Source organism: Streptomyces sp. NPDC033180 (assembly GCF_055577645.1).
The window spans coordinates 77,173-97,469 of sequence record NZ_JBVIPU010000005.1; the positions used below are offsets into that span (position 1 = coordinate 77,173).

At 71.0% G+C, this 20,297-nt stretch carries 17 protein-coding genes; 8 read left to right on the plus strand and 9 right to left on the minus strand.

Going from position 1 to position 20,297, the window contains the following annotated elements; all coding sequences use genetic code 11:
* The first annotated feature begins 66 nt into the window (after positions 1-66).
* On the plus strand, positions 67-1,641 hold the full coding sequence (locus ACZ5WE_RS16870; protein WP_467688690.1) for a S8 family peptidase: 1,575 nt from the start codon (positions 67-69) through the stop codon (positions 1,639-1,641).
* Here the strand turns inward: ACZ5WE_RS16870 and ACZ5WE_RS16875 are convergent.
* Positions 1,638-1,778: a hypothetical protein gene (locus ACZ5WE_RS16875; RefSeq protein WP_467688691.1), complete on the minus strand. Its 141-nt coding sequence runs from the start codon at positions 1,776-1,778 to the stop codon at positions 1,638-1,640. The genes ACZ5WE_RS16870 and ACZ5WE_RS16875 overlap by 4 nt on opposite strands.
* Before the next feature lie 40 nt (positions 1,779-1,818).
* Here ACZ5WE_RS16875 and ACZ5WE_RS16880 point away from each other — a divergent pair, with 40 nt between their 5' ends.
* The 6 genes from ACZ5WE_RS16880 to ACZ5WE_RS16905 all read left to right on the plus strand — a co-directional run bounded on the left by ACZ5WE_RS16880 (position 1,819) and on the right by ACZ5WE_RS16905 (position 8,270).
* Positions 1,819-3,084: an alpha/beta hydrolase fold domain-containing protein gene (locus ACZ5WE_RS16880; protein ID WP_467688693.1), complete on the plus strand. Its 1,266-nt coding sequence runs from the start codon at positions 1,819-1,821 to the stop codon at positions 3,082-3,084.
* 177 nt (positions 3,085-3,261) lie between these two features.
* Positions 3,262-4,014 (plus strand): GntR family transcriptional regulator, encoded by a 753-nt coding sequence (locus ACZ5WE_RS16885; protein ID WP_467688695.1) that lies wholly within the window; start codon positions 3,262-3,264, stop codon positions 4,012-4,014.
* Between the two features lie 295 nt (positions 4,015-4,309).
* A complete protein-coding gene (locus tag ACZ5WE_RS16890; protein ID WP_467688697.1) occupies positions 4,310-4,495 on the plus strand; it encodes an SPOR domain-containing protein in 186 nt (61 codons plus the stop codon).
* 18 nt (positions 4,496-4,513) lie between these two features.
* Complete coding sequence (locus tag ACZ5WE_RS16895) at positions 4,514-4,900, plus strand: (deoxy)nucleoside triphosphate pyrophosphohydrolase (protein ID WP_467688699.1); 387 nt, start codon at positions 4,514-4,516, stop codon at positions 4,898-4,900.
* A 159-nt stretch (positions 4,901-5,059) separates the two neighbouring features.
* On the plus strand, positions 5,060-5,476 hold the full coding sequence (locus tag ACZ5WE_RS16900) for an ATP-binding protein (protein ID WP_467688701.1): 417 nt from the start codon (positions 5,060-5,062) through the stop codon (positions 5,474-5,476).
* A 166-nt stretch (positions 5,477-5,642) separates the two neighbouring features.
* Positions 5,643-8,270, plus strand: coding sequence for a SpoIIE family protein phosphatase (locus ACZ5WE_RS16905; RefSeq protein WP_467688703.1), 2,628 nt, complete (start codon positions 5,643-5,645; stop codon positions 8,268-8,270).
* 14 nt (positions 8,271-8,284) lie between these two features.
* Here ACZ5WE_RS16905 and ACZ5WE_RS16910 read toward each other — a convergent pair whose 3' ends face one another.
* The 8 genes from ACZ5WE_RS16910 to ACZ5WE_RS16945 form a co-directional block, all read right to left on the minus strand.
* Positions 8,285-8,998, minus strand: a complete 714-nt coding sequence (locus ACZ5WE_RS16910) for a PspA/IM30 family protein (protein WP_467688705.1) — start codon at positions 8,996-8,998, stop codon at positions 8,285-8,287.
* A gap of 52 nt (positions 8,999-9,050) precedes the next feature.
* Positions 9,051-11,162: a TPM domain-containing protein gene (locus ACZ5WE_RS16915; RefSeq protein WP_467688707.1), complete on the minus strand. Its 2,112-nt coding sequence runs from the start codon at positions 11,160-11,162 to the stop codon at positions 9,051-9,053.
* A 121-nt stretch (positions 11,163-11,283) separates the two neighbouring features.
* Positions 11,284-11,958: a phosphotransferase gene (locus ACZ5WE_RS16920; protein WP_467688709.1), complete on the minus strand. Its 675-nt coding sequence runs from the start codon at positions 11,956-11,958 to the stop codon at positions 11,284-11,286.
* 47 nt (positions 11,959-12,005) lie between these two features.
* Positions 12,006-13,238, minus strand: coding sequence for an alpha/beta hydrolase (locus ACZ5WE_RS16925; RefSeq protein ID WP_467688711.1), 1,233 nt, complete (start codon positions 13,236-13,238; stop codon positions 12,006-12,008).
* A 104-nt stretch (positions 13,239-13,342) separates the two neighbouring features.
* Positions 13,343-14,149 (minus strand): succinate dehydrogenase/fumarate reductase iron-sulfur subunit, encoded by an 807-nt coding sequence (locus tag ACZ5WE_RS16930; RefSeq protein WP_467688712.1) that lies wholly within the window; start codon positions 14,147-14,149, stop codon positions 13,343-13,345.
* A complete protein-coding gene (locus ACZ5WE_RS16935) occupies positions 14,146-16,083 on the minus strand; it encodes a fumarate reductase/succinate dehydrogenase flavoprotein subunit (protein ID WP_467688714.1) in 1,938 nt (645 codons plus the stop codon). The genes ACZ5WE_RS16930 and ACZ5WE_RS16935 overlap by 4 nt, the downstream gene beginning before the upstream one ends.
* Entirely contained in the window at positions 16,083-16,916 is an 834-nt protein-coding gene (locus tag ACZ5WE_RS16940; protein ID WP_467688716.1) for a hypothetical protein, read from the minus strand. The genes ACZ5WE_RS16935 and ACZ5WE_RS16940 overlap by 1 nt, the downstream gene beginning before the upstream one ends.
* A 76-nt stretch (positions 16,917-16,992) precedes the next feature.
* Positions 16,993-17,310: a hypothetical protein gene (locus ACZ5WE_RS16945; protein ID WP_467688718.1), complete on the minus strand. Its 318-nt coding sequence runs from the start codon at positions 17,308-17,310 to the stop codon at positions 16,993-16,995.
* Positions 17,311-17,688: 378 nt separating this feature from the next.
* Here ACZ5WE_RS16945 and ACZ5WE_RS16950 point away from each other — a divergent pair, with 378 nt between their 5' ends.
* Complete coding sequence (locus ACZ5WE_RS16950; RefSeq protein ID WP_467688720.1) at positions 17,689-20,013, plus strand: ABC transporter family substrate-binding protein; 2,325 nt, start codon at positions 17,689-17,691, stop codon at positions 20,011-20,013.
* The last annotated feature ends 284 nt before the right edge of the window (positions 20,014-20,297 follow it).

The window sequence follows — 20,297 nt, forward strand, 5'->3', positions numbered from 1 at the left end:
ACCCCTGTCTGCGTCATCCCTCACCATCCCCCACCAGCGCACCACCTATTGAGGAGGACCCCTCAGATGGCAGTGATGCGTCATACCCGCCGAAGACTGGCCGGGATCAGCACGACAGCGGCCCTGGCCCTCACCCTCGGCGTCGTCTCCGCCCTCCCGGCGACCGCTCAGCCGGGTCAGGCCGAAGGCACGATCGAGAACGCCGGGGCCCCCGGGGCGATACCGGGCAGCTACATAGTCAGCCTCGACGAGGACGCCGCGAAGGCGGGCTCCGAGGAGGGCAGGGCGCTGGCCGAGAAGTACGGCGCCGAGATCGACCGCACGTACAAGAAGGTTCTCAACGGCTACGCGGTCGAGCTCTCCGCGGCCGAGGCGAAGAAGTTCGCCGCGGACCCGGCGGTCGCGTCCGTCGTGCAGAACCGGACGTTCACCGTCGACGCCACCCAGCCCAACCCGCCGTCCTGGGGCCTGGACCGCATCGACCAGAAGACGCTCCCGCTGAACAACTCGTACACCTATCCGGACTCCGCCGGTGAGGGCGTCACGGCGTACGTCATCGACACCGGAGTCCGCATCAGCCACAGCGACTTCGGCGGACGCGCCTCCTACGGCTATGACGCCATCGACAACGACAACACCGCACAGGACGGCCACGGCCACGGCACGCATGTCGCCGGCACCGTCGGCGGAACCCTGCACGGCGTGGCCAAGAAGGCGAAGATCGTCGGCGTGCGCGTCCTGAACAACCAGGGCTCAGGCACCACCGCGCAGGTCGTCGCCGGCATCGACTGGGTCGCCAGGAACGCGGTCAAGCCCGCCGTCGCGAACATGTCGCTCGGCGGCGGCGCCGACAGCGCACTGGACACGGCCGTACGCAACGCCATCGCGTCCGGCATCACCTTCGCCGTCGCGGCCGGCAACGAGTCCGTCAACGCCTCGACGCGCTCTCCCGCGCGTGTGACCGAGGCCATCACGGTCGGCGCCACCACGAGCACCGACGCCAAGGCGAGCTACTCCAACTTCGGCAGCGTCCTCGACCTGTTCGCGCCCGGCTCGTCCATCACCTCGGCCTGGAACACCAACGACACGGCGACGAACACCATCTCGGGTACGTCGATGGCCTCCCCGCACACCGCGGGTGCCGCGGCGCTCTATCTCGCGGACAACCGCGCGGCGACCCCGGCGCAGGTGTCCGCGGCGCTGGTCAGCGCGGCCTCCACCGGCGTCGTCACCAGTCCCGGGTCGGGCTCGCCCAACCGCCTCCTGAACGTGGGCCCCGGCTCGACGAACCCTCCGGGCCCCAAGTTCGAGAACGCGACCGACTACGCGATCAACGACAACGCCACGGCCGAGTCCCCGGTCACCGTGAGCGGCGTCCCGGGCTCCGCCCCCGCCGCCCTGAGCGTGCCGGTAGCCATCAAGCACACCTACGTGGGTGACCTCCAGGTGCAGCTGATCGCGCCCGACGGCAGCGCGTACACGCTGAAGGGCTATGGAACCGGCGGTAGTTCCGACGACATCAACACCACGTACACGGTGAACGCGTCGTCGGAGACGGCCAACGGCACGTGGAAGCTGCGGGTGAGTGACAACGCGGCGCAGGACGTCGGCAGGATCGACTCCTGGGCGCTGCAGTTCTAGGCCGCGGGCCTTGAGCTGAGCTGCTCCCGTACGTGCGCGCTCTCGCCCTCGGGGAAGGGCTCCGGGTCGTCGACCCGGCCCGCCGCGAGGGCGAGGTGCGTCGCGTGAAGGCGCGGTCGTATGACGAGGCCGCTCACCTTAAGGGCCTTTTGTCCGCTTCTGTGATAGTTCTTCGGCGTGACGACTGTCGTGACGCCGGCCGTCGCGGGCCGCCGCACTCCGGGGCCCGCGGCATCGGACTCTCCCCGAAGGGGCAGCCGCAACGGCAGGAACGGGCCCAGGGTTTCGCGCCTCGCGCACCTGACCCGCTGGCTCCTCGTCGCCGTCGCCCTCCTGAACGCCGCCCTCGTCGTGCTCGTCGCCTCCCCGCTGCCCCGCGTCTCCCTCCTGGTGCTCGTCGCGGCGGCGGTCACCTCCTGGGGGCTCGCGCTCGTGCCGCCCGCGGTCATCGGCCTGGTCGCCGGAGTGGCCGCGGGGCGGCGTCACCCCTGGTGCGCCGGGTTGGCCGTCCTGACCGCGTTCGTCGCACTCGTGTACGGCGTCATGCCGTACGCCGCCGCCTACCGCACCGCCCGGGACCACGGGCAACCCCTGGCACCCAGCGCCTACTTCGAGGGCGTCAACTACGCCAAGGCCCCCGACGGCGACCGCACCCGCCGCTACGCGCGTATCGGTGAGCGTCGCGAGAAGCTGGACCTCTGGACCCTGCCGAAGCGGGCGGGGGTGCGTCACCCGGCCGTGGTCTGGGTGCACGGGGGAGGCTGGAACAAGGGACACCGCAGCCAGAGCCCGGCGTGGAACCGGTGGTTCAACGCGCGGGGCTGGTCGGTCTTCGACATCGACTACCGGCTCGCGCCCCGCGTGACCCAGCTCGATCAGATCGGCGACGTGAAGTGCGCCGTGGGCTGGCTGCGGCGGCACGCGCGCGTGTTCGGCATCGATCCCGACCGCCTTGTGCTCGCGGGGAGTTCGGCGGGCGGAAATCTCGCGCTCGCGGCCGCCTATACGGAGGGTGATGACCGCGTCCCCGCGTCCTGTGCGGTGCGTGACAGCTCGGTCGCCGGGGTGATCTCCCTCTACGGGCCGACCGACATGGCACGCCTCATCGCCGGGACCGCGCTGCGCGGCGACCCCATGATCCCGCGGCTGATGGGCGGTTCGGCGAAGGCCGTCCCCGCTCGCTACCTGCTCGGTTCGCCCGCGAAGCTCGTACGGGCCGATGTGCCGCCCACGCTCCTGCTGCACGGCAGCGCGGACCGGGCGGTGCCGGTGGCGCAGGCGCGCGAGCTGGCGCGGCGCCTTGACGCGGCCGGGGCGCCGTCGACGTATGTCGAACTCCCCTGGGCCGACCACTGCTTCGACGTGAACTGGGGCGGCTGGGGGAGTCAGATCGCCAGATCGGCGATCTCCCGCTTCCTCGCCATCCGCGGCGAGAGCGCTTGACCGACGCCCTCCCCCGGACTGCCCCGGGAAAGTGATCGCCATAGCCGCGGAAAGCCCCTGCGTAAAGCCCTGCACACCTCAAAATCATCACTTCGGGTGATTCCTTGGCCTTGGGTTGCGGTCAACAACCCACGGTTGCCAGGCTGTTGCTGTCTGTCAACCTGATGGGAGTGGCCAGTGACTTTCGGTGAACAGCCGGCGTATCTGCGTGTCGCGGGTGATCTCCGCAAGAAGATCGTCGACGGTTCGCTGCCGCCGCACACCCGGCTCCCTTCGCAGGCCAGAATCCGCGAGGAGTACGGGGTGTCGGACACGGTCGCTCTGGAGGCCCGCAAGGTCCTGATGGCCGAAGGTCTGGTCGAAGGACGTTCCGGATCCGGCACCTATGTGCGCGAGCGCCCCGTGCCCCGCCGCGTGGCCCGCACCGGCTACCGAGCGTCCGGCGGCTCGACGCCCTTCCGTCAGGAGCAGGCGGAGGACGGCGCGCGCGGCACCTGGGAGTCGCGCAGCGAGCAGGTGGAGGCCAGGAGTGCGATCGCCGAGCGTCTTGGCATCCGCGCGGGCGACCGCGTCATGTGCACCAAGTACGTCTACCGCGACGCGGGCGAGGTGATGATGCTCTCCACCTCCTGGGAGCCCCTCGCCGTCACCGGACGCACTCCGGTGATGCTTCCCGAGGAAGGGCCGCTCGGCGGCTGCGGAGTGGTCGAGCGGATGGCGGCCATCGACGTGGTCGTGGACAACGTCGCGGAGGAGGTCGGCGCGCGCCCGGGGCTTGCGGAGGAGCTCATGGCGCTCGGCGGTGTCCCCGGGCATGTGGTGATCGTCGTGCAACGGACGTACTTCGCGTCGGGCAAACCGGTCGAGACGGCCGACGTCGTGGTGCCCGCGGACCGGTATCGCATCGCATATCACCTGCCGGTGAGGTGACGGAGCGCTCCGGCGCACGCCCGAAGTCCGGGCGGGCCCGTCTGTTCATGGGGACCACGAGGTGACGCGCGCTCAACTTCCGTAACGCCCGAACAGTCAGCCTCGGCACGAACCGGTGCCACCAGGGGGCGCATCCGACAGGTGCGCCCCCTCGGCGTTGGCCAATTGCGTACCTCTTTGTGCAAAGTCGTATCCGCTGAGTAAAGGTCGGGCGTAGGCTCGGGCATATGCGGATTGCGGTTTCCTTACTGATCGAGGCGTGGCGCGCGCCGGGGGCGGCGAGCGGAGGGGCGCGATGAATGACGGAACGGCCGTACTTCCCTGGCTCGTGATACGTCAGGATGACAACGGCAACCGCTACAGGGTGGGCAGGTACGCGACGAAGGCCGAGGCCGAGAAGATCGCGGAAAGCCTCGACGACCACGGCCGCCGCCAGCTGTACAGCGTGGAGAAGCTGAGCCAGAACGGCAGCGCGCGCTGACCGCATAGGCTCCGCCGCATGACGGAACGGATCGTGGTGGGCGCCGCCCTGTACGAGGACGGCCGCCTGCTGGCCGCGCGGCGCAGCGCGCCCCCTGAGCTCGCGGGCCGCTGGGAACTGCCCGGCGGGAAGGTCGAGCCGGGCGAGCACCCCGAGGAAGCCCTGGTGCGAGAGCTGCGCGAAGAGCTGGGCGTCGCCGCCGAGCCGGTGGCGAGGGTGCCGGGGGAGTGGCCGCTCAAGCCGGGGTACGTCCTGTGGGTGTGGACGGCGAAGCTCCTGTCCGGAGCCCCCGAGCCCCTGGAGGACCACGACGAACTGCGCTGGCTCTCGCCGGACGAGGTCTGGTCGGTTGACTGGCTGGACGCGGACGTCCCGGCGGTGGCGGTCGCGATGAAGTGCCGTTAGCAGGGGGAGCGCGCGAGGTCATGCCTCCCCACACTTGAGCCCCACCTACGCCGTTCGTGCCACTGTGCGCCCAGGTAAGCGGTAGTTCCGCCGGGATATCGGGTATGTGCCCATTAACCCCATGAAACCGGACAAGGGTCCGCTGTTGCTGGTCTGGAAGTGATCGGCGTGATCGACACCGAAGGCGACTGCGCCGAGTGGGATTTTCCCGCGGACCCGGGCGCCGTGCGCATGGCCCGTGCCGTCGTCCGCAAGCAGCTCGGTGCCTGGGGCCTGGCCGCCCTCGGTGACATCACCGTGCTCCTCGTGAGCGAACTGGTGACCAACTCCCTGCGGCACGCGTCAGGCCCCATCGGGGTACGGCTCGTACGCCCGGCCGGGCCTTCGGGCACCCTCCTCGTGGAGGTGTCCGATCCGCTCCCCGACCCGCCCCGGGAGCGTGACACCACACCTGATGACGAGGGGGGCAGGGGTATCCAGTTGGTGGCCCGCGCGTCGCGACGCTGGGGGACGCGACAGGGCAGGACGGGGAAGACGGGGAAGACGGTGTGGTTCGAGCTGGTGCTGCCGGGTTAGAAGACTGGCAGCGTGGGACAGACACAAGACGGTCACGGGCCAAAAAGAGTTGAGTCCGTGCTGTGATCGTGAACGCCGTGTGGCGTGGCTCCGTAGTGCTGGATACTGCGGGCAGCCGCATCCGGTGACCGGTGCCGGACGTGGTGAGCTGGAGGGGACGGTTCGCGTGAGCGAGATACCAGCGAAGGCGACGGAGCAGGACGGGCCGTCGGGTGACGCCAGGGGCGAAGCTGCGGATGATGTGATGTGGCAGAGCAGTCCACCCGGTTCGATCTACGACTACATCAAGGTGGCCTCGTTCTCGATAGGCCCCGACGGTCTCATCGACCAGTGGAGCCTGCGGGCCGAGCGGCTGTTCGGAGTGGCCGCCGACGACGCCGTGGGCAGGGACCCGATCGAGGCCTTCGTCCCGTCCGAGCTGCGCAGCAGCGGGCACCGCAAGATGGCGGAGATCCTGGACGGCAGGGAGTGGACCGGATCCGTTCCCTTCCGGGCGCCCGCGCGGTCCGACGGGTCCGACGGGTCCGACGCGGAGACCCACAAGGGCTCCGAGGGCATCGCCGAGGTCTATGTGATGCCGACCGAGACGGAGGAGGGCGAGCGGGCCGCCGTCTGCATCGTCGTCGACGTGCGGGCGCTCCGGCAGATCGAGACCGACCTCGCCGCCTCGCAGGCCATTTTCGGCCAATCTCCCTTCGGTTTCCTGCTGTTCGGCACGGACCTGAAGGTGCAGCGGGCCAACCGCCGCTTCGCCGCGGTCTTCGGCGGCGGCGTCGAGGAGCACCGCGGCCGCACCGTCCACGACTATCTGCCGCGGCACGAGGCCGACCGCATGGCCGCCGCCCTCAAGCGCGTCCTGGAGACCGGCGACTCCGTCACGGACATGCAGATCGTCGGCCCCGCCCCCGGCAGCAACGAACGCCGCCACTGGTCGATCAACCTCTACCGCGTGCACAGCGGTTCGGGCCGGCCCATCGGCGTCGCGGGCCTCGGCACCGACGTCACCCGACGGCACGCCGCCGCCCGCGAAGCCGCCCACGCCCGCCGCAACCTCGCCCTGCTCAACGAGGCGGGCGCCCGGATCGGCAACTCCCTCGACCTGGAGACGACCGCGCGCGAGCTGCTCGACGTCACCGTCCCCGGCTTCTGCGACCTCGCCTCCGTAGACCTCTACCAGGGGTTGCTCGTCGGCGACGAGACACCTCCCGGCCTCGCCGACGGCAGCGCCGAGCTGCGCCGCGTCGCCTTCGCCAGCGCAGTCGCCGACGCGCCCTTCCCGGAGGGCGGCCACCCCGTCGACGTGGGCGCCGTGCACCGCTTCGCCTTCACATCGCCCTGCGCCGACGCCCTGCGCACGGCACGGCCGCGGCTCGTCTCCGCGGCCGACGACGGCTCCGCGAGCAGGCTCACCGGGGGGCTCATCCAGTCGACGCTCGCCGTGCCGATGGTCGCCCACGACACCGTCGTCGGCCTCGCCCAGTTCTCCCGCACCAAGGGGAGCGAGCCCTTCGGGGAGCGCGATCGCGCCCTCGCCGTCGAGCTCGCCGCGCGCGCCGCCGTCTGTATCGACAACGCACGCCTCTACCGCCGCGAGCACGAACGCGCGCTGATACTGCAGCGCTCCCTGCTGCCGCCGGGCGATCCCGAGGCGTCCGGCCTGGACATCGCCTGCCGCTATCTGCCGGGCAACGCGGCCACCGAAGTCGGCGGCGACTGGTTCGACGTCATCGAACTGCCGGGCCACCGCACCGCCCTGGTCGTCGGTGACGTCATGGGCCGCGGCCTGCGCGCCGCCGTCGCCATGGGCGAACTGCGCACCGCCGTACGCACCTTGGCGCTCCTCGACCTGGAGCCCGCCGAGGTACTCTCCGCGCTCGATGAGATCGCCCGCGGCCTCGGCGACCCCTCGGGCACCCAGCAGGCCACCAGAGCGGCCCGCCAGACGCGTTCCGCGAACGGGACGGACCTCTCGGAGGTCTACCTCGCCACCTGCGTCTACGCGGTCTACGACGCCGTCACGCGCCGCTGCACCTTCGCCAACGCCGGCCACCTGCCGCCCGTACTCGTCGAGCCCGGCGAATCGCCGCTCATGCTCGACGTGCCGCCCGGCATGCCGCTGGGCGTCGGCGGTGAGCCCTTCGAGGAGGTCGAGGTCGAGCTGCCCGAGGGCGCCCTGCTCGCGCTCTACACGGACGGGCTCGTCGAATCCCGCGACCACCCCCTGGACGAGGGCCTGAACGCGTTCGTACGCGCCCTCGACGACTCCGCGCCCGCCCTTGAGGACGTCTGCGACCACGTCCTGAACACCCTCGACACCCACCACGGGGAGGACGACATCGCGCTGCTCATGGCGCGCATCCAGGGCCTGCCCGCCGAGGCCGTCGGCGACTGGACGCTGCCGCGTGACCCGAAGTCGGTGGGCCGGGCCCGCGAACTGGCCTGCGCGCAGCTGCGCACCTGGGACCTGGAACCCCTCTGCGACACGACCGAACTGCTGGTCAGCGAGCTCGTCACCAACGCGCTCCGGTACGGCGAGGGCGACATCCGGTTGCGGCTCCTGCTGGATCGCACCCTGGTGTGCGAGGTGTGGGACGCGGGCCTCGTCCAGCCGCGCCGCCGCCGGGCGCGCGACACGGACGAGGGTGGGCGCGGGCTGCAGCTCGTCGGCCTGCTGAGCGCCGCGTGGGGCTCGCGCAGGACGCCGCGCGGCAAGACGGTGTGGTTCGAGATGCCGTTGCCGGACAGCGGGGTGGAGCCGATGGACGCGGCGGAGGCGCTGCTCAGTCTGTTCTGAGTGCCTCTACGTGGTCATGTGGTCGCTTTGAGGGCGGCCAGGCGGGCTTCGACCTCCGCCGTGTCACCCAGGCTGTCCAGCTGCTCGAACTGCGCGTCCAAGGAGGATGCGGCGAGCTCCTGCTTCCCCAGCGCCTTGGCCTCCTCGCGGCGCACCTTGTCCTCGAAGCGGCTCAACTCGCTGGCCGGATCGAGGACATTGATGTTCTGGGCGGCGTCCATCATCTGGTTCTGCGCCTGCGCGGTCTTGGAACGGGCGATCAGTTGGTCGCGCTTCGACTGGAGCTGGGTCAGCTTGGCCTTCATCTGGTCGAGGCCGGACTTCAGCTTGTCGACGACCTCGGCCTGCGAGGCGATCGTCGGCTCGGCGTCCTTGGCCTCCCGCTCGGACTGCAGCTGCCGCTGCAGCGCGACCTTGGCGAGGCCGTCGAACTTGTCGGCTTCCACGGCACTGCCGCCCGATCGCAGCTCGTCCGCCTTCTTGCTGGCGGCGACCGCCTTGGTGCCCCATTCGGCGGCGGCGTCCTGGTCCTCCTTGTGGTCCAGTTCCAGCATCCGCAGATTGCCGATGGTGGTCGCGACCGCCTCCTCGGCCTCCCGGATGTTGTTCGTGTAGTCGCGGATCAGCTGGTCGAGCATCTTCTGCGGGTCCTCGGCCTGATCGAGGACGGAGTTGATGTTGGCCTTGGCGAGCTGGGCCACGCGGCCGAGGATCGTCTGCTTGGTCATGACGGGCTCCTTCATATGAGGGGTGGTGGGAGAGGGGCAGGGCGGGCATGGCTCAGAACCTTCCGCCCCCGCCCATCCGCCCCCGGGTCCCCCCGCCGCCGAAGCTTCCGGGGCCGCCGCCTCCGAAGCCGCCTCCCCCGAAGCCGCCCCCTCCGAAGCCCCCTCCGCCCATCCCGCGGCCCCCGCCTCCGAAGAGCTCGCCGAGGATGATGCCGCCGAGTACCGCGCCGCCCATGCCGCCGCCGCGCCCGCCGACGCCTCCGTAAGGGTTGCCGTAGCCGCGTACGTCGCGTTCGGCGAGCTGCTGGGCCTGCCGGGCCAGGGCGTCGGCCTGTTGGGCCTCGGCGAGCGCCGCGGAGGCATCGGTGTCCTGGGCGGCCTGCGCGCCCGAGAGGTGCCGCTGGGCCTCGGCCAGACGGGTCCGCGCCTCGCTGCCCACCCCGCCCCGGTGCGTGCCGATGAAGTCCGCCGCCGTTCCCACGGCGCTGCGCGCGGTGAGCAGGGCCTGGCCGAGGAGGGTGGCGGCGCGCTGCCTGGTGACCTCGCGTTCGCGGGCGCCCGCGAGGGACTCGTCGAGGAGCGCGTCGGCCTCCTCGACCCTGCGCAGGGCGTCGATCGGGTCGTGCGGGCCCGCGGCCATCTTCTTGCGGACCTCGGCGACCACCGTCTGGGCGCGGGCGATGCGGCCGTGCAGGTCGGCCGTGGAGGCTCCCGCCGTGGTGCCTTCGAGGAGGCCGCGCGCCTCGGCGAGGTCGGTCTCCGTCTCGGTGAGCGCGGCGGGGAGCTTCTCCGCGGCCAGCGCGAGCTCGTCGGCGAGCCGGTCGACGGCGTCCACGAAGGTGCCCGCCTGGTCGACGGCGCCTTCGGCGGCCCGTAGATGGACGGCGGCCTTGCCGTTGTCGCCCGCGTCGATGGCCTGGCGGGCCTCGTTCAGATGCGTCGTGGCGAAGAGGAGACGGTCCTTGGCCTGCTCCACATGGCCGAGGACGGGCGCCGAGGCGGGCGCCGCGTACTGTTCGCGGATCGCGCCGAGGGTGGTGTCCGCCGCGGTGGTGCGGGCCGTGACCTCCCTGAACACCTGCTCGGCGTGGTCCAGGGCCCCCGTGACGTCGCGTTCGAGGGCGCGCAGTTGGTCGAAGCCGGCCGCTTCGGCGTCGAGGCGGCGGCCCGCCTCGGTGCAGCGCGCGACGATCTCGTCCAGCATGGTGCGCCGGGTCGCGTCGTCCTCCGGATAGGCGTCGTCCAGCTGCTGGCGCAGCTTGAAGGCTGTGGTCAGCTCGGAGCGCGCGTACGCGAGCGCGTCCGTGAAGGGCCGCACCGCCTCGTCGCCGAACTGCGCGGTGGCGAAACCGAGTTCCTCAGCGCTGGTGCGGATCGCGTCGTCGGTCTCCACCAGGAGCTGCTTGCTCTGCTTGTCGAGCTCCGGGAGCGGAGTCGGCCCCTCGCCCGCCGCCCCCTTGCCCCAGCCGCCGCCTCCGGGCGTCGTACGCGTGTTGGTGCGCCGCTTGCGGCGGCTGTACGCGACCGCCGCAAGGGCGCCCGCGCCGCCGACCACCACGATGGGCAGGACGAGGTCGCCGGTGGCCGTCTCGTCCCCGCTGCTGCCGCCGCCGCCCGGATCCGCCGCTCCCGGGGTGATCGCCGGGGTCGGGACGGGCCCGCCGGAGAGCACCGCGCTGTAGCCGTTCGCGGCGCCGATGGCCGCGCCGGCCCAGTCGTTCTGCCGCAGCGCGGGCTTGATCGCGGTGGTCGCGACGTCCTGGAGCTGGGCCTCGGTGAGCCGGGAATCGGCGTCCGCGGAGTAGGCGTACTGGCGGTCGTGCGTGGCCACGGCGAGCAGCACGTCGTCCAGGCCGAGCCCGTTGCGCTCGGCGGTGGCATCCGCCCAGTCCTGCGAGCCGCGCCCGGAGAAGTCCCGAACGTAGACGACGAAGAGCTGGAGGCCGCGGTCGTCGTAGAGCCGGTCGAGTGCCCGCGCGGTGGCCTCCTCGCGGTCGCCGAGCGCGCCCACCTTGTCGGTGATCTGGCCGTCACGCGAGAGCGTGACCGGGTCGTCGGCCGGGGCGGCGAGTGCCACGGGGGCGGACAGGAGCAGCAGGCACCACGTGAGCAGTGCGCCGGCTACCGCTGTCGCCCGCACGGCTATGTGCGAGGGCGGCGTCACATTTGGGAGCGTATGACCGTCTTGGGGGGTGCGCGACCGGGGGGCGCGGCCCGCGGTGTGCGGCCCGTGGGGAGGGCGGCGTCTCTCTCCAGTGCCCCTCTCCCGCCCCGGGCCCCCGGCGCTACTCCAGCACCAGTTCCACCGCCGCATCCAGCCACCGCACCTCGTCCGCCCCCAGCGTCGGATTCGCCGCCCGGCGCGCGCGGGCCTCCGCCAGGTGGCTGTCGGCCGTGGCCCTGACGTCGACCGCCGCATCCGTCAGGAGCGTGGCCAGAGCGACACGTGACCCCGCGGCCTCAGGCCTCCCGCTCACCGCGACCTCCGCGAGGATCAGCGCCGACATCGCCCAGTCGAGGCCCGGCGGGCCCTCCTCCGTGGTGGTCCAGTCGATCACCACGGGGCCCTCCGGCGTGAGGATCACGTTCTCCGGGTGGAGGTCGAGGTGCAGGACGCGGTCCGTGGGCGAGGTGGACGAGCGGGCAGGAAGGGCGTGCAGCGTGTGCAGCAACCGGGCAAGGACCACGGCCGCCTCCTCCGGCGTGATCGCACCCCGCATCGCGGCCTGCGCCATGGTCGGCCCCGACAGCCGCCCCATGACCAGGTCGGTACGCCGTGACCCGGGCTCGGCCGGGCGGACCCGCGGTACGGGGTAGCCGTGCTCCGACAGATACGTCATGACGGCGGCCTCGTCCGTCGCGTCGGTCCCGTCCCGATACCGACGCAGCACCCATGTGTCGTCCAGCGCGAAGACATCCGCGGTGCGTCCGGTACCGAGCAGCCGATCAGTCATCCCCATCCCGGGAGCGTAAGACGCCTCCATGCCTCGCGCAGCGGGATGGCGCCTCACCCCGCGAACTCCACCTCCGGGTACTTCCCCGAAGGCCCGTCAAGGAGGTGGTCGTTCCGGCCTCGCAGCCAGCGGTCGAAGAACGACGTCGCGTACGCCCGCTCCGCTGCCACCGCGCGGCTCGGGTCCACCGAGCCGATGTTCTCCTCGATGACCTTGCCGTCCACACCGGCCTGCGGGAGCAGCGCGGCGAGGTCCGAGTACGTCTGGTGCACCGAGCCTCGCAGGGTCAGGTTCCGCTTCCAGCCGGTCGAGTGGGACCAGAACGCGCGCCACGACGGTTCCGTCGTACGGTCGCTGCCCTGCCTTCCCATGAGGAGGAACGGGCCGCTCAGGCCGTGCTGGGCCACCGGCGTCAGGTTCGTGCCGTTCGGTTCGGGGTTGTTCTCCAGGGTGCCATCCATGTTCATGCCCGCCTTGACCCGGGCGTCCTCGTACATGGTCTCGGCAGCCGCGATGCCGCCCGCCGACTGGCCGAACATGCCCACCCGCTTGTGGTCCACGACCCTGGAGAGGCCGTTCGGAAGCGAGCCGAGGCGGTCCAGTACGAACTTCGAGTCGGCCACCCGGACGTCGAGCACCTTCTTGAGCAGCGCGGGCACCGCTTCGTTCCGCTGCGCCTCCTCGAGGGCCTTGATGAGCGGGGCGTCGTCCTTGACCGAGCCGTCGGGGAACTGCACCCCCGGCGCCTCATAGGTGTGGTCGATCGTCACCACCACATAGCCCCGGCTCGCCAGCTCCTCGACCACCGAAGTACCCCAGGTGCGCGGGTCGTTGGCGCCCGCCGCGTACAGCAGGACCGGACGGCGCCCCTCGCTCGTGTCGGCCGGGGCTCCCTCTCGCGCGTGCGTACGCGTCGCCGCGAAGTCGATCGCGTCCTTGGGGATGCCGTGGGGCGATCTCGCGTTCCAGCGCTCAGCCGCGCCGGGCGCCATGTACGGGGCGAGACGGTGTCCCGCGCCCTTCGGACTTCCCGCCGCCGGATACCAGACGCTGATCATCAGCTCTCGGTACGGCACGGACGTCACCCAGGGGTCGTGCCGCGAGGTGTCGACGACGCGAGCCGACACCGTGCCGATCCGGTGCGGTCCCGTGGGCGCGGGGAGTTTCGCCTCGATGCCCATGGGCCCCGCCTGCGCGGGGGCCGGGGCGGCGAGCACCGTCACCGCCAGACCGGCTGCGGCAAGTCCCAGCACCGAGCGTCGCGTCAAAGCCGAGGAATTGTTCATGCCTCCATGCTGATCTCGCCCCGCCCCCCGTGACCATGGGGGAAATCACGAGTCTTGGGTGTGGGGGTTTACCCCCACACCCAACGGGGTTCACCCCCACGCCCCTACTGCTCCCCGCGCCGCCGGATCTTGTTCCCGAGCCACACCAGCGGATCGTACTTCCGGTCAACTGCCCGTTCCTTCAACGGAATCAGCGCATTGTCCGTGATCTTGATGCCCTCCGGACATACCTCCGTACAGCACTTGGTGATGTTGCAGTAGCCGAGTCCGTGCTCGTCCTGGGCGGTCTGCTTGCGGTCGATGCCCGCCTCCTCGGCCGCGTCCAGCGGGTGCATGTCCAGCTCCGCGACCCGCATCAGGAAGCGCGGCCCCGCGAACGCCGCCTTGTTCTCCTCGTGGTCGCGCACCACATGGCACGTGTCCTGGCACAGGAAGCACTCGATGCACTTGCGGAACTCCTGGGAGCGGTCCACATCCGCCTGCATCATGCGGTACTCGCCGGGTCCGAGGCCCGCCGGCGGCACGAAGGACGGCACCTCCCGCGCCTTCGTGTAGTTGAAGCCGACGTCCGTGACCAGGTCCCGCACCACGGGGAAGGCCCGCAGCGGTGTCACCGTGATGACGTCCTCGCGGCTGAACACCGACATCCGCGTCATGCACATCAGCCGCGGCCGGCCGTTGACCTCCGCCGAGCACGAACCGCACTTGCCCGCCTTGCAGTTCCAGCGCACCGCGAGGTCGGGGGCCTGGGTCGCCTGCAGGCGGTGGATGATGTCGAGGACGACCTCGCCCTCGTTGACCTCGACCTTGAAGTCCGCCAGGTCGCCGCCCCCGACGTCCCCGCGCCAGACCCGGAACCGTGCGTCGTACGAGGTGGAACTCGGCGTGGACGCGGACGTAGACGTACTCACTCGTAAAGCTCCTCTTCGGCCAGGTACTTGACCAGCTCTTCCTTCTCGAAGAGAGCAAGCAGGTCGGGACGGATGGGCTCGGTGGTGACCCGCACCAGATCGATCTGGCCGCGCACGGGATCCGTCGCCGCCAGCCCGCCGGAGGGGTCCGTGAGCTGGCAGAGCAGATTCGCGCGGCGCCATTCGCGGTTCATCCCCGGATGGTCCTCGCGGGTGTGTCCGCCCCGGCTCTCCGTGCGCTCCAGGGCGGCCCGCGCCACGCACTCACTGACCAGGAGCATGTTGCGCAGGTCGAGCGCGAGGTGCCAGCCGGGGTTGAACTGGCGGTGGCCCTCGACACCGGCCCGCCGTGCCCGCACCCGCAGTTCCGCCAGCTTCCCCAGGGCCTGCTCCATCTCGGCCTCGCGGCGGATGATGCCGACCAGGTCGTTCATCGTCTGCTGGAGTTCCTGGTGGAGGGTGTACGGATTCTCCGGCGTCGCCCCGTCCTCGGGGCCCTCCGCGCTGAACGGCCGCAGTGCCTCGGCGGCCGCGGTGTCCACCTGGACCTCGTCGATCACCGGCCTGACGCCTGCTCCGGTGAGCCCGGCCGCGTACCGCGCCGCGTGCAGCCCCGCGCGCCGGCCGAAGACGAGCAGGTCGGAGAGGGAGTTGCCGCCGAGCCGGTTGGAGCCGTGCATGCCGCCGGCGACCTCGCCGGCCGCGTACAGACCCGGTACGCGCACCGCAGCCGCCGTGTCCGACTCGACCGCGATGCCGCCCATCACGTAGTGGCAGGTCGGTCCGACCTCCATCGCCTCGGCGGTGATGTCGACGTCCGCCAGCTCCTTGAACTGGTGGTACATGGACGGGAGTCGGCGCCGGATGACCTCGGCGGGCATGCGCGTCGACACGTCGAGGTAGACCCCGCCGTGCGGCGAGCCGCGGCCCGCCTTCACCTCCGAGTTGATCGCGCGCGCCACCTCGTCGCGCGGCAGCAGTTCCGGAGGCCGCCGGTTGTTGTCCGGGTCCTCGTACCAGCGGTCGCCCTCGTCCTCCGACTGCGCGTACTTCTCCTTGAAGACGTCCGGCACGTAGTCGAACATGAACCGCTTGCCCTCGGAGTTGCGCAGTACCCCGCCGTCGCCGCGCACCGACTCGGTGACCAGGATGCCCTTCACCGAGGGCGGCCAGACCATCCCCGTCGGGTGGAACTGCACGAACTCCATGTTCAGGAGCGGCGCACCGGCGAGCAGCGCGAGCGCGTGGCCGTCGCCCGTGTACTCCCACGAGTTGGACGTCACCTTGAAGGACTTGCCGATGCCGCCGGTCGCAAGGACCACGCTCGGGGCCTCGAGCACGAAGAAGCGGCCGGACTCGCGGTCGTAGCAGAACGTGCCGCTGACCCGCTCGCCCTCCTTGAGTACGCGGGTGACCGTGCACTCCTGGAAGACCTTCAACCGTGCTTCGTGGTCGCCGAACTCGCGCTCGTCCTCCTGCTGCAGGGAGACGATCTTCTGCTGGAGCGTACGGATCAGTTCGAGGCCGGTCCGGTCGCCCACGTGCGCGAGGCGGGGGTACTCGTGCCCCCCGAAGTTGCGCTGGGAGATGCGCCCGTCCGCCGTACGGTCGAACAGGGCGCCCCAGGTCTCCAACTCCCATACGCGATCGGGGGCTTCTCGCGCGTGCAGCTCGGCCATCCGCCACTGGTTGAGGAACTTGCCGCCGCGCAGGGTGTCGCGGAAGTGCACCTGCCAGTTGTCGCCGGAGTTCACGTTGCCCATGGAGGCCGCGATGCCGCCCTCGGCCATCACCGTATGGGCCTTGCCGAACAGGGACTTGCAGATCACGGCGGTACGGGCGCCCTGCTCACGCGCCTCGATCGCGGCCCGCAGGCCCGCTCCGCCGGCTCCCACCACGACAACATCCCACTGCTGCCGCTCCACTTGAGACATCAGAACAACCTCGGATCGTCGAAGGCGCCGGACGCGATCAGATACACGTAGAAGTCGGCGAGCGCCACACTCACCAAGGAGGCCCAGGCGAGCAGCATGTGACGGGCATTCAGTTTGCCGACCCACTGCCACATGCGGTAGCGCACGGGGTGCTTGGAGAAGTGCTTGAGCTTGCCGCCGACGATGTGCCGGCAGGAGTGGCAGGAGAGGGTGTACGCCCAGATCAGCACGATGTTGACCAGCATGACGAGGGTGCCGAGGCCCATGTGGCCCCACTCGTAGTGCTCGTCGCGGAACGAGAGCACGGTGTCGTACGTGAGGATGCCCGCCACCGGAACCGCCGCGTAGAAGAAGTAGCGGTGGATGTTCTGCAGGATGAGCGGGAAACGGGTCTCTCCGGAGTACTTCTTGTGTGGCTCGGCGACCGCGCAGGCGGGCGGTGACGCCCAGAAGCCGCGGTAGTACGCCTTGCGGTAGTAGTAGCAGGTCAGGCGGAAGCCGAGCGGGAAGATCAGGATCAGCAGGGCGGGGGAGAGGCCCCACCAGCTCCCGAATATCTCCCAGTTGGGCCCCGACCGCATCGGCTCGCAGTTCTCGGCGAGGCACGGCGAGTAGAACGGTGAGACATAGGGCGCCGCGTAGTAGTCCGCGTTCGCGAAGGCCCGCCAGGTCGAGTAGACGATGAAGGCGAAGAGGCCGGCGGCGGTCGCGGCGGGCGCCAGCCACCAGCGGTCGGTCCGCAGATGGGCAGCGCTGATCGCGGCGCGCGTCGCCGCTCGTACGCCGCCGGGTTCCTGACCGCTTTTCAGCTGGGGTTCCGTGCCAGTGGCCAACGAGGCTCCACTCCTTTGTCCTCAGGTTGGGCGGCCGGGCTCGGTCGTCCCGGGTGCTCAGGGCGCGCTGGATGGTTCAAGGTGCGTGCCGGTCGCTCGCGCCGAGGCCCTCGTCGTCCGCGCCCGTCCACAGAGAGCTGTCGTAGGGCGTATCGGGGATGGTGACCAGGTCGGTCCGCTTCTGCGGGGCTATGGCCGGGCCCGGAGTCGCGGCGTCGCGCAGCAGCGCGACGCTCTCGCGCAGGTGGTCGGCGTCCGTGCGGACGCGGCGCACGTCGATCCCGGCGAGACCGCCTCGGGAACCCTCGTCGACCTGCTGCTCCAGCTTGCCGACGGTGCGGACCAGATCGTCGAGGCATCGCTGAACAGCCGTCAGATCATCCTGCAGAGCCATGACTTGCCCTCACTTCAGGGGTGCGGCGGCAACGTTCATGCGCCTGCGAGTGTCGCGCGTCACATCCCGGCTTGTGAAGGGATCTGCCGGGATTCCCGGCTCGTACGCGCTGAAACGCGCCGCTGGAACACGCCGGGGTGTACGCCGCCGCCCCGACATGCCTCAGGGCGCGGGCCGAGGCCCTCGTCACGCTCGGTCACGCGGGGTTGGGCCGCACGAGTGGGATCTGGCGCCCCCGCGCCGTGTCGTCCTTGTGTGCCGAGCCCCGTCCCCTTCAGTGGATCGATAGATGTGATCAGCTCCATATACCGCCAAACGTGATCAAACCCGGCCCGGTCCTGGTAGCGGGCGGCCGGGCGAGCCCCGGAGGTACCCGTCATGTCCCCAGACCGCGCCAGACTGAGATCTGCCGTGTTCCTCGCCACGGGCGTGCTAGCCCTGCCCGCCCTCGCCGCCTGCAGCTCCCAGGACGAGGCAGGCTCCCCGACCGCCGGCCAGGACATCGCGCCCGCGGGCCGGGACCTCGTCGCCGACGGCGGGACCATGAACTGGGCCGTCGACGCGATGCCGGAGACCCTCAACTCCTTCCAGTCGGATGCGGACGCGGGCACGTCACGGATCGCCGGCGCGGTCCTGCCTTCGATGTTCCGCCTCGACGCGCAGGGCAGGGCGCAGCAGAACACGGACTACCTGGAATCCGCGAAGGTCGTCGAGCGCGAGCCCAAGCAGGTCGTGCTCTACAAGCTCAACCAGCAGGCGGTGTGGAGCGACGGCCGGGAGATCGGCGCCGATGACTTCGCGGCCCAGCAGCGCGCCCTGTCCGGCAAGGACAGCGCGTACTGGACGGCACGCAACGCGGGCTACGACCGCATCGAGAAGATCGAGCGCGGCGCGGACAACCTGGAGGTTCGCGTCACCTTCAACAAGCCCTACGCGGACTGGCGTTCGCTCTTCTCTCCGCTGTATCCGAAGGAGGTCATGGGCACTCCTGACACCTTCAACGACGGAGCGCGGCGCAAGCTCAAGGTGAGCGCCGGCCCGTTCGCGGTGCAGGACTTCGACAGCAAGGCGGAAGAGGTCACGCTGGTGCGCAACCCGCGCTGGTGGGGCAGGCCCGCGAAGCTCTCCAAGCTGGTCCTGCGCGAGGTGGCGCGCGAGGAGCGGGCCGCCGCGCTCGCCCAGGGCAAGGTCGACCTGGCCGAGATCGACGCCCCCGAGGCCCGGCGCATCACGAACGCCGCCCGGGACCAGGGCGTCCAGGGCCCGCTCAGCCATGGCCCCGAGGCTCGGCTGACCCCCGCCAAGGCGCTGCGCTCCTGGGCGATCGCCCACGGCTCCGACGAGGAGTCGGCCGACAGCGAGCAGCAGGCCCGCCGGCGGACCGGCAAGGCGATCGAGAAGTACGCCACCGAGCAGACCGGCCTGCGGGGCTACACCGTCCGCAAGTCCCTCGAACCCGCCTACACCCAGCTCGCCCTCAACGGCACCGAGGGCCCGCTCGCCGACGACCGGGTGCGCCGCGCGGTGGCCCGCGCCCTCGACCGCGAGGAGCTCGCCAAGGCGGTCCTGACGCCGCTCGGCCTGCCCGCCAAGCCGGTCGGCAGCCACCTGGCGCTCGCCGGGCAGCAGGCGTACGCGGACAACAGCGGGGCCCTCGGCGACCAGGACACCGCGGAGGCGCGGGCGCTGCTCGCGGACGCGGGGTGGACGCAAGGCGGCCCGGTGAAGGAGCCGAAGGGGAAGACGGCCGGGGGAGAGGCGGACGCAAAGAAGGCGAAGGCGGACTCCGGATCCGATGGAGCGCAGGACGCGGCGGAGGATTCGGACGGCGGGGAGGACTCGGGTGACGACGGCACGTACGTCGTCGGCGAGGACGACCAGAAGCCGGGCGACAGCGGCACCTCGGTGCTCGCCCCCGCACCGGCGGCGGCGTACCAGCAGGCGGCGCTGACCCGCCAGGCGGCGTCCCTCACGACCCAGCGCGAGGCGGACAAGGAGAAGAAGAAGGACCCCGGCGGTCACGCCAGGCAGCGCGCCGAGAAGAAGGCCGAGAAGAAGGCCGCGAAGGGCGGAGCGCCCGGCGCGTACGCCCCCAAGGGCACGGCGGCTCCCAAGGGCTCCGCGGCGGGCGGCCCGATGGCCAAGGACGGCAAGCCCCTCACCCTCCGCTTCGTGCTGCCGTCCGGCGAGGGCTCGGAGTCGCTGCGGACGGTGGCCGACCGGATCTCGCGGATGCTGGAGAAGATCGGGATCCGCACGGAGACGGCGAAGGTCGCCGACGACAGCTACTTCAAGGACCACATCGCGTCCGGTCAGTACGACCTGGCCCTCTACTCCTGGCCCGCGTCGGCCTTCCCGGCCACGGACGCGCGCCCGATCTTCGCCAAGCCGGTGCCGGCCGCGGACGGCTCGCTGAACGTCGAGCAGAACTACACGCGGGTCGGTACGGACCACATCGACCAGCTGTTCGACCAGGCGATGGGGGAGCTCGACGAGGACGAGAGCCGCGCCCTGGTCAAGAAGGCCGACGCCCGCATCTGGGCCGAGGCCGGCTCCATCCCCCTCTACCAGCGCCCCCAGCTGATGGCGGCCCGCACGAACCTGGCGAACGCGGGTGCGTTTGGCTTCCAGGTACCGAACTACGAGGACATGGGCTTCCTGAAGCCGGGCGCCGAACCCTCGGGCAAGCCCGAGGCGAAGTAGCTCCACCGCAGGTCAGGCTGGTAGCTCCGGCACAGATCACGCTCAGATTCCGCTCAACTCCCTTGCCCGCCGGCACCCCCGGCGGGCAAGGTCGTTCCCACCCATTGACCTGTGCTTGACCCGGATGCTTCCAGCAGCACCCCGAACCGCTTTCCAGCGCCACCCCGAACCCCTGAAACCCCTGGTCAGACCCCTGCCAAGGCCCCGCGGAGGTCGCCCCCGCGCAAGGCACGTAGACTGGGGTGAGGCCGTGGCGTGTTCTGCCCGGCAGGGCACGCGTGCCG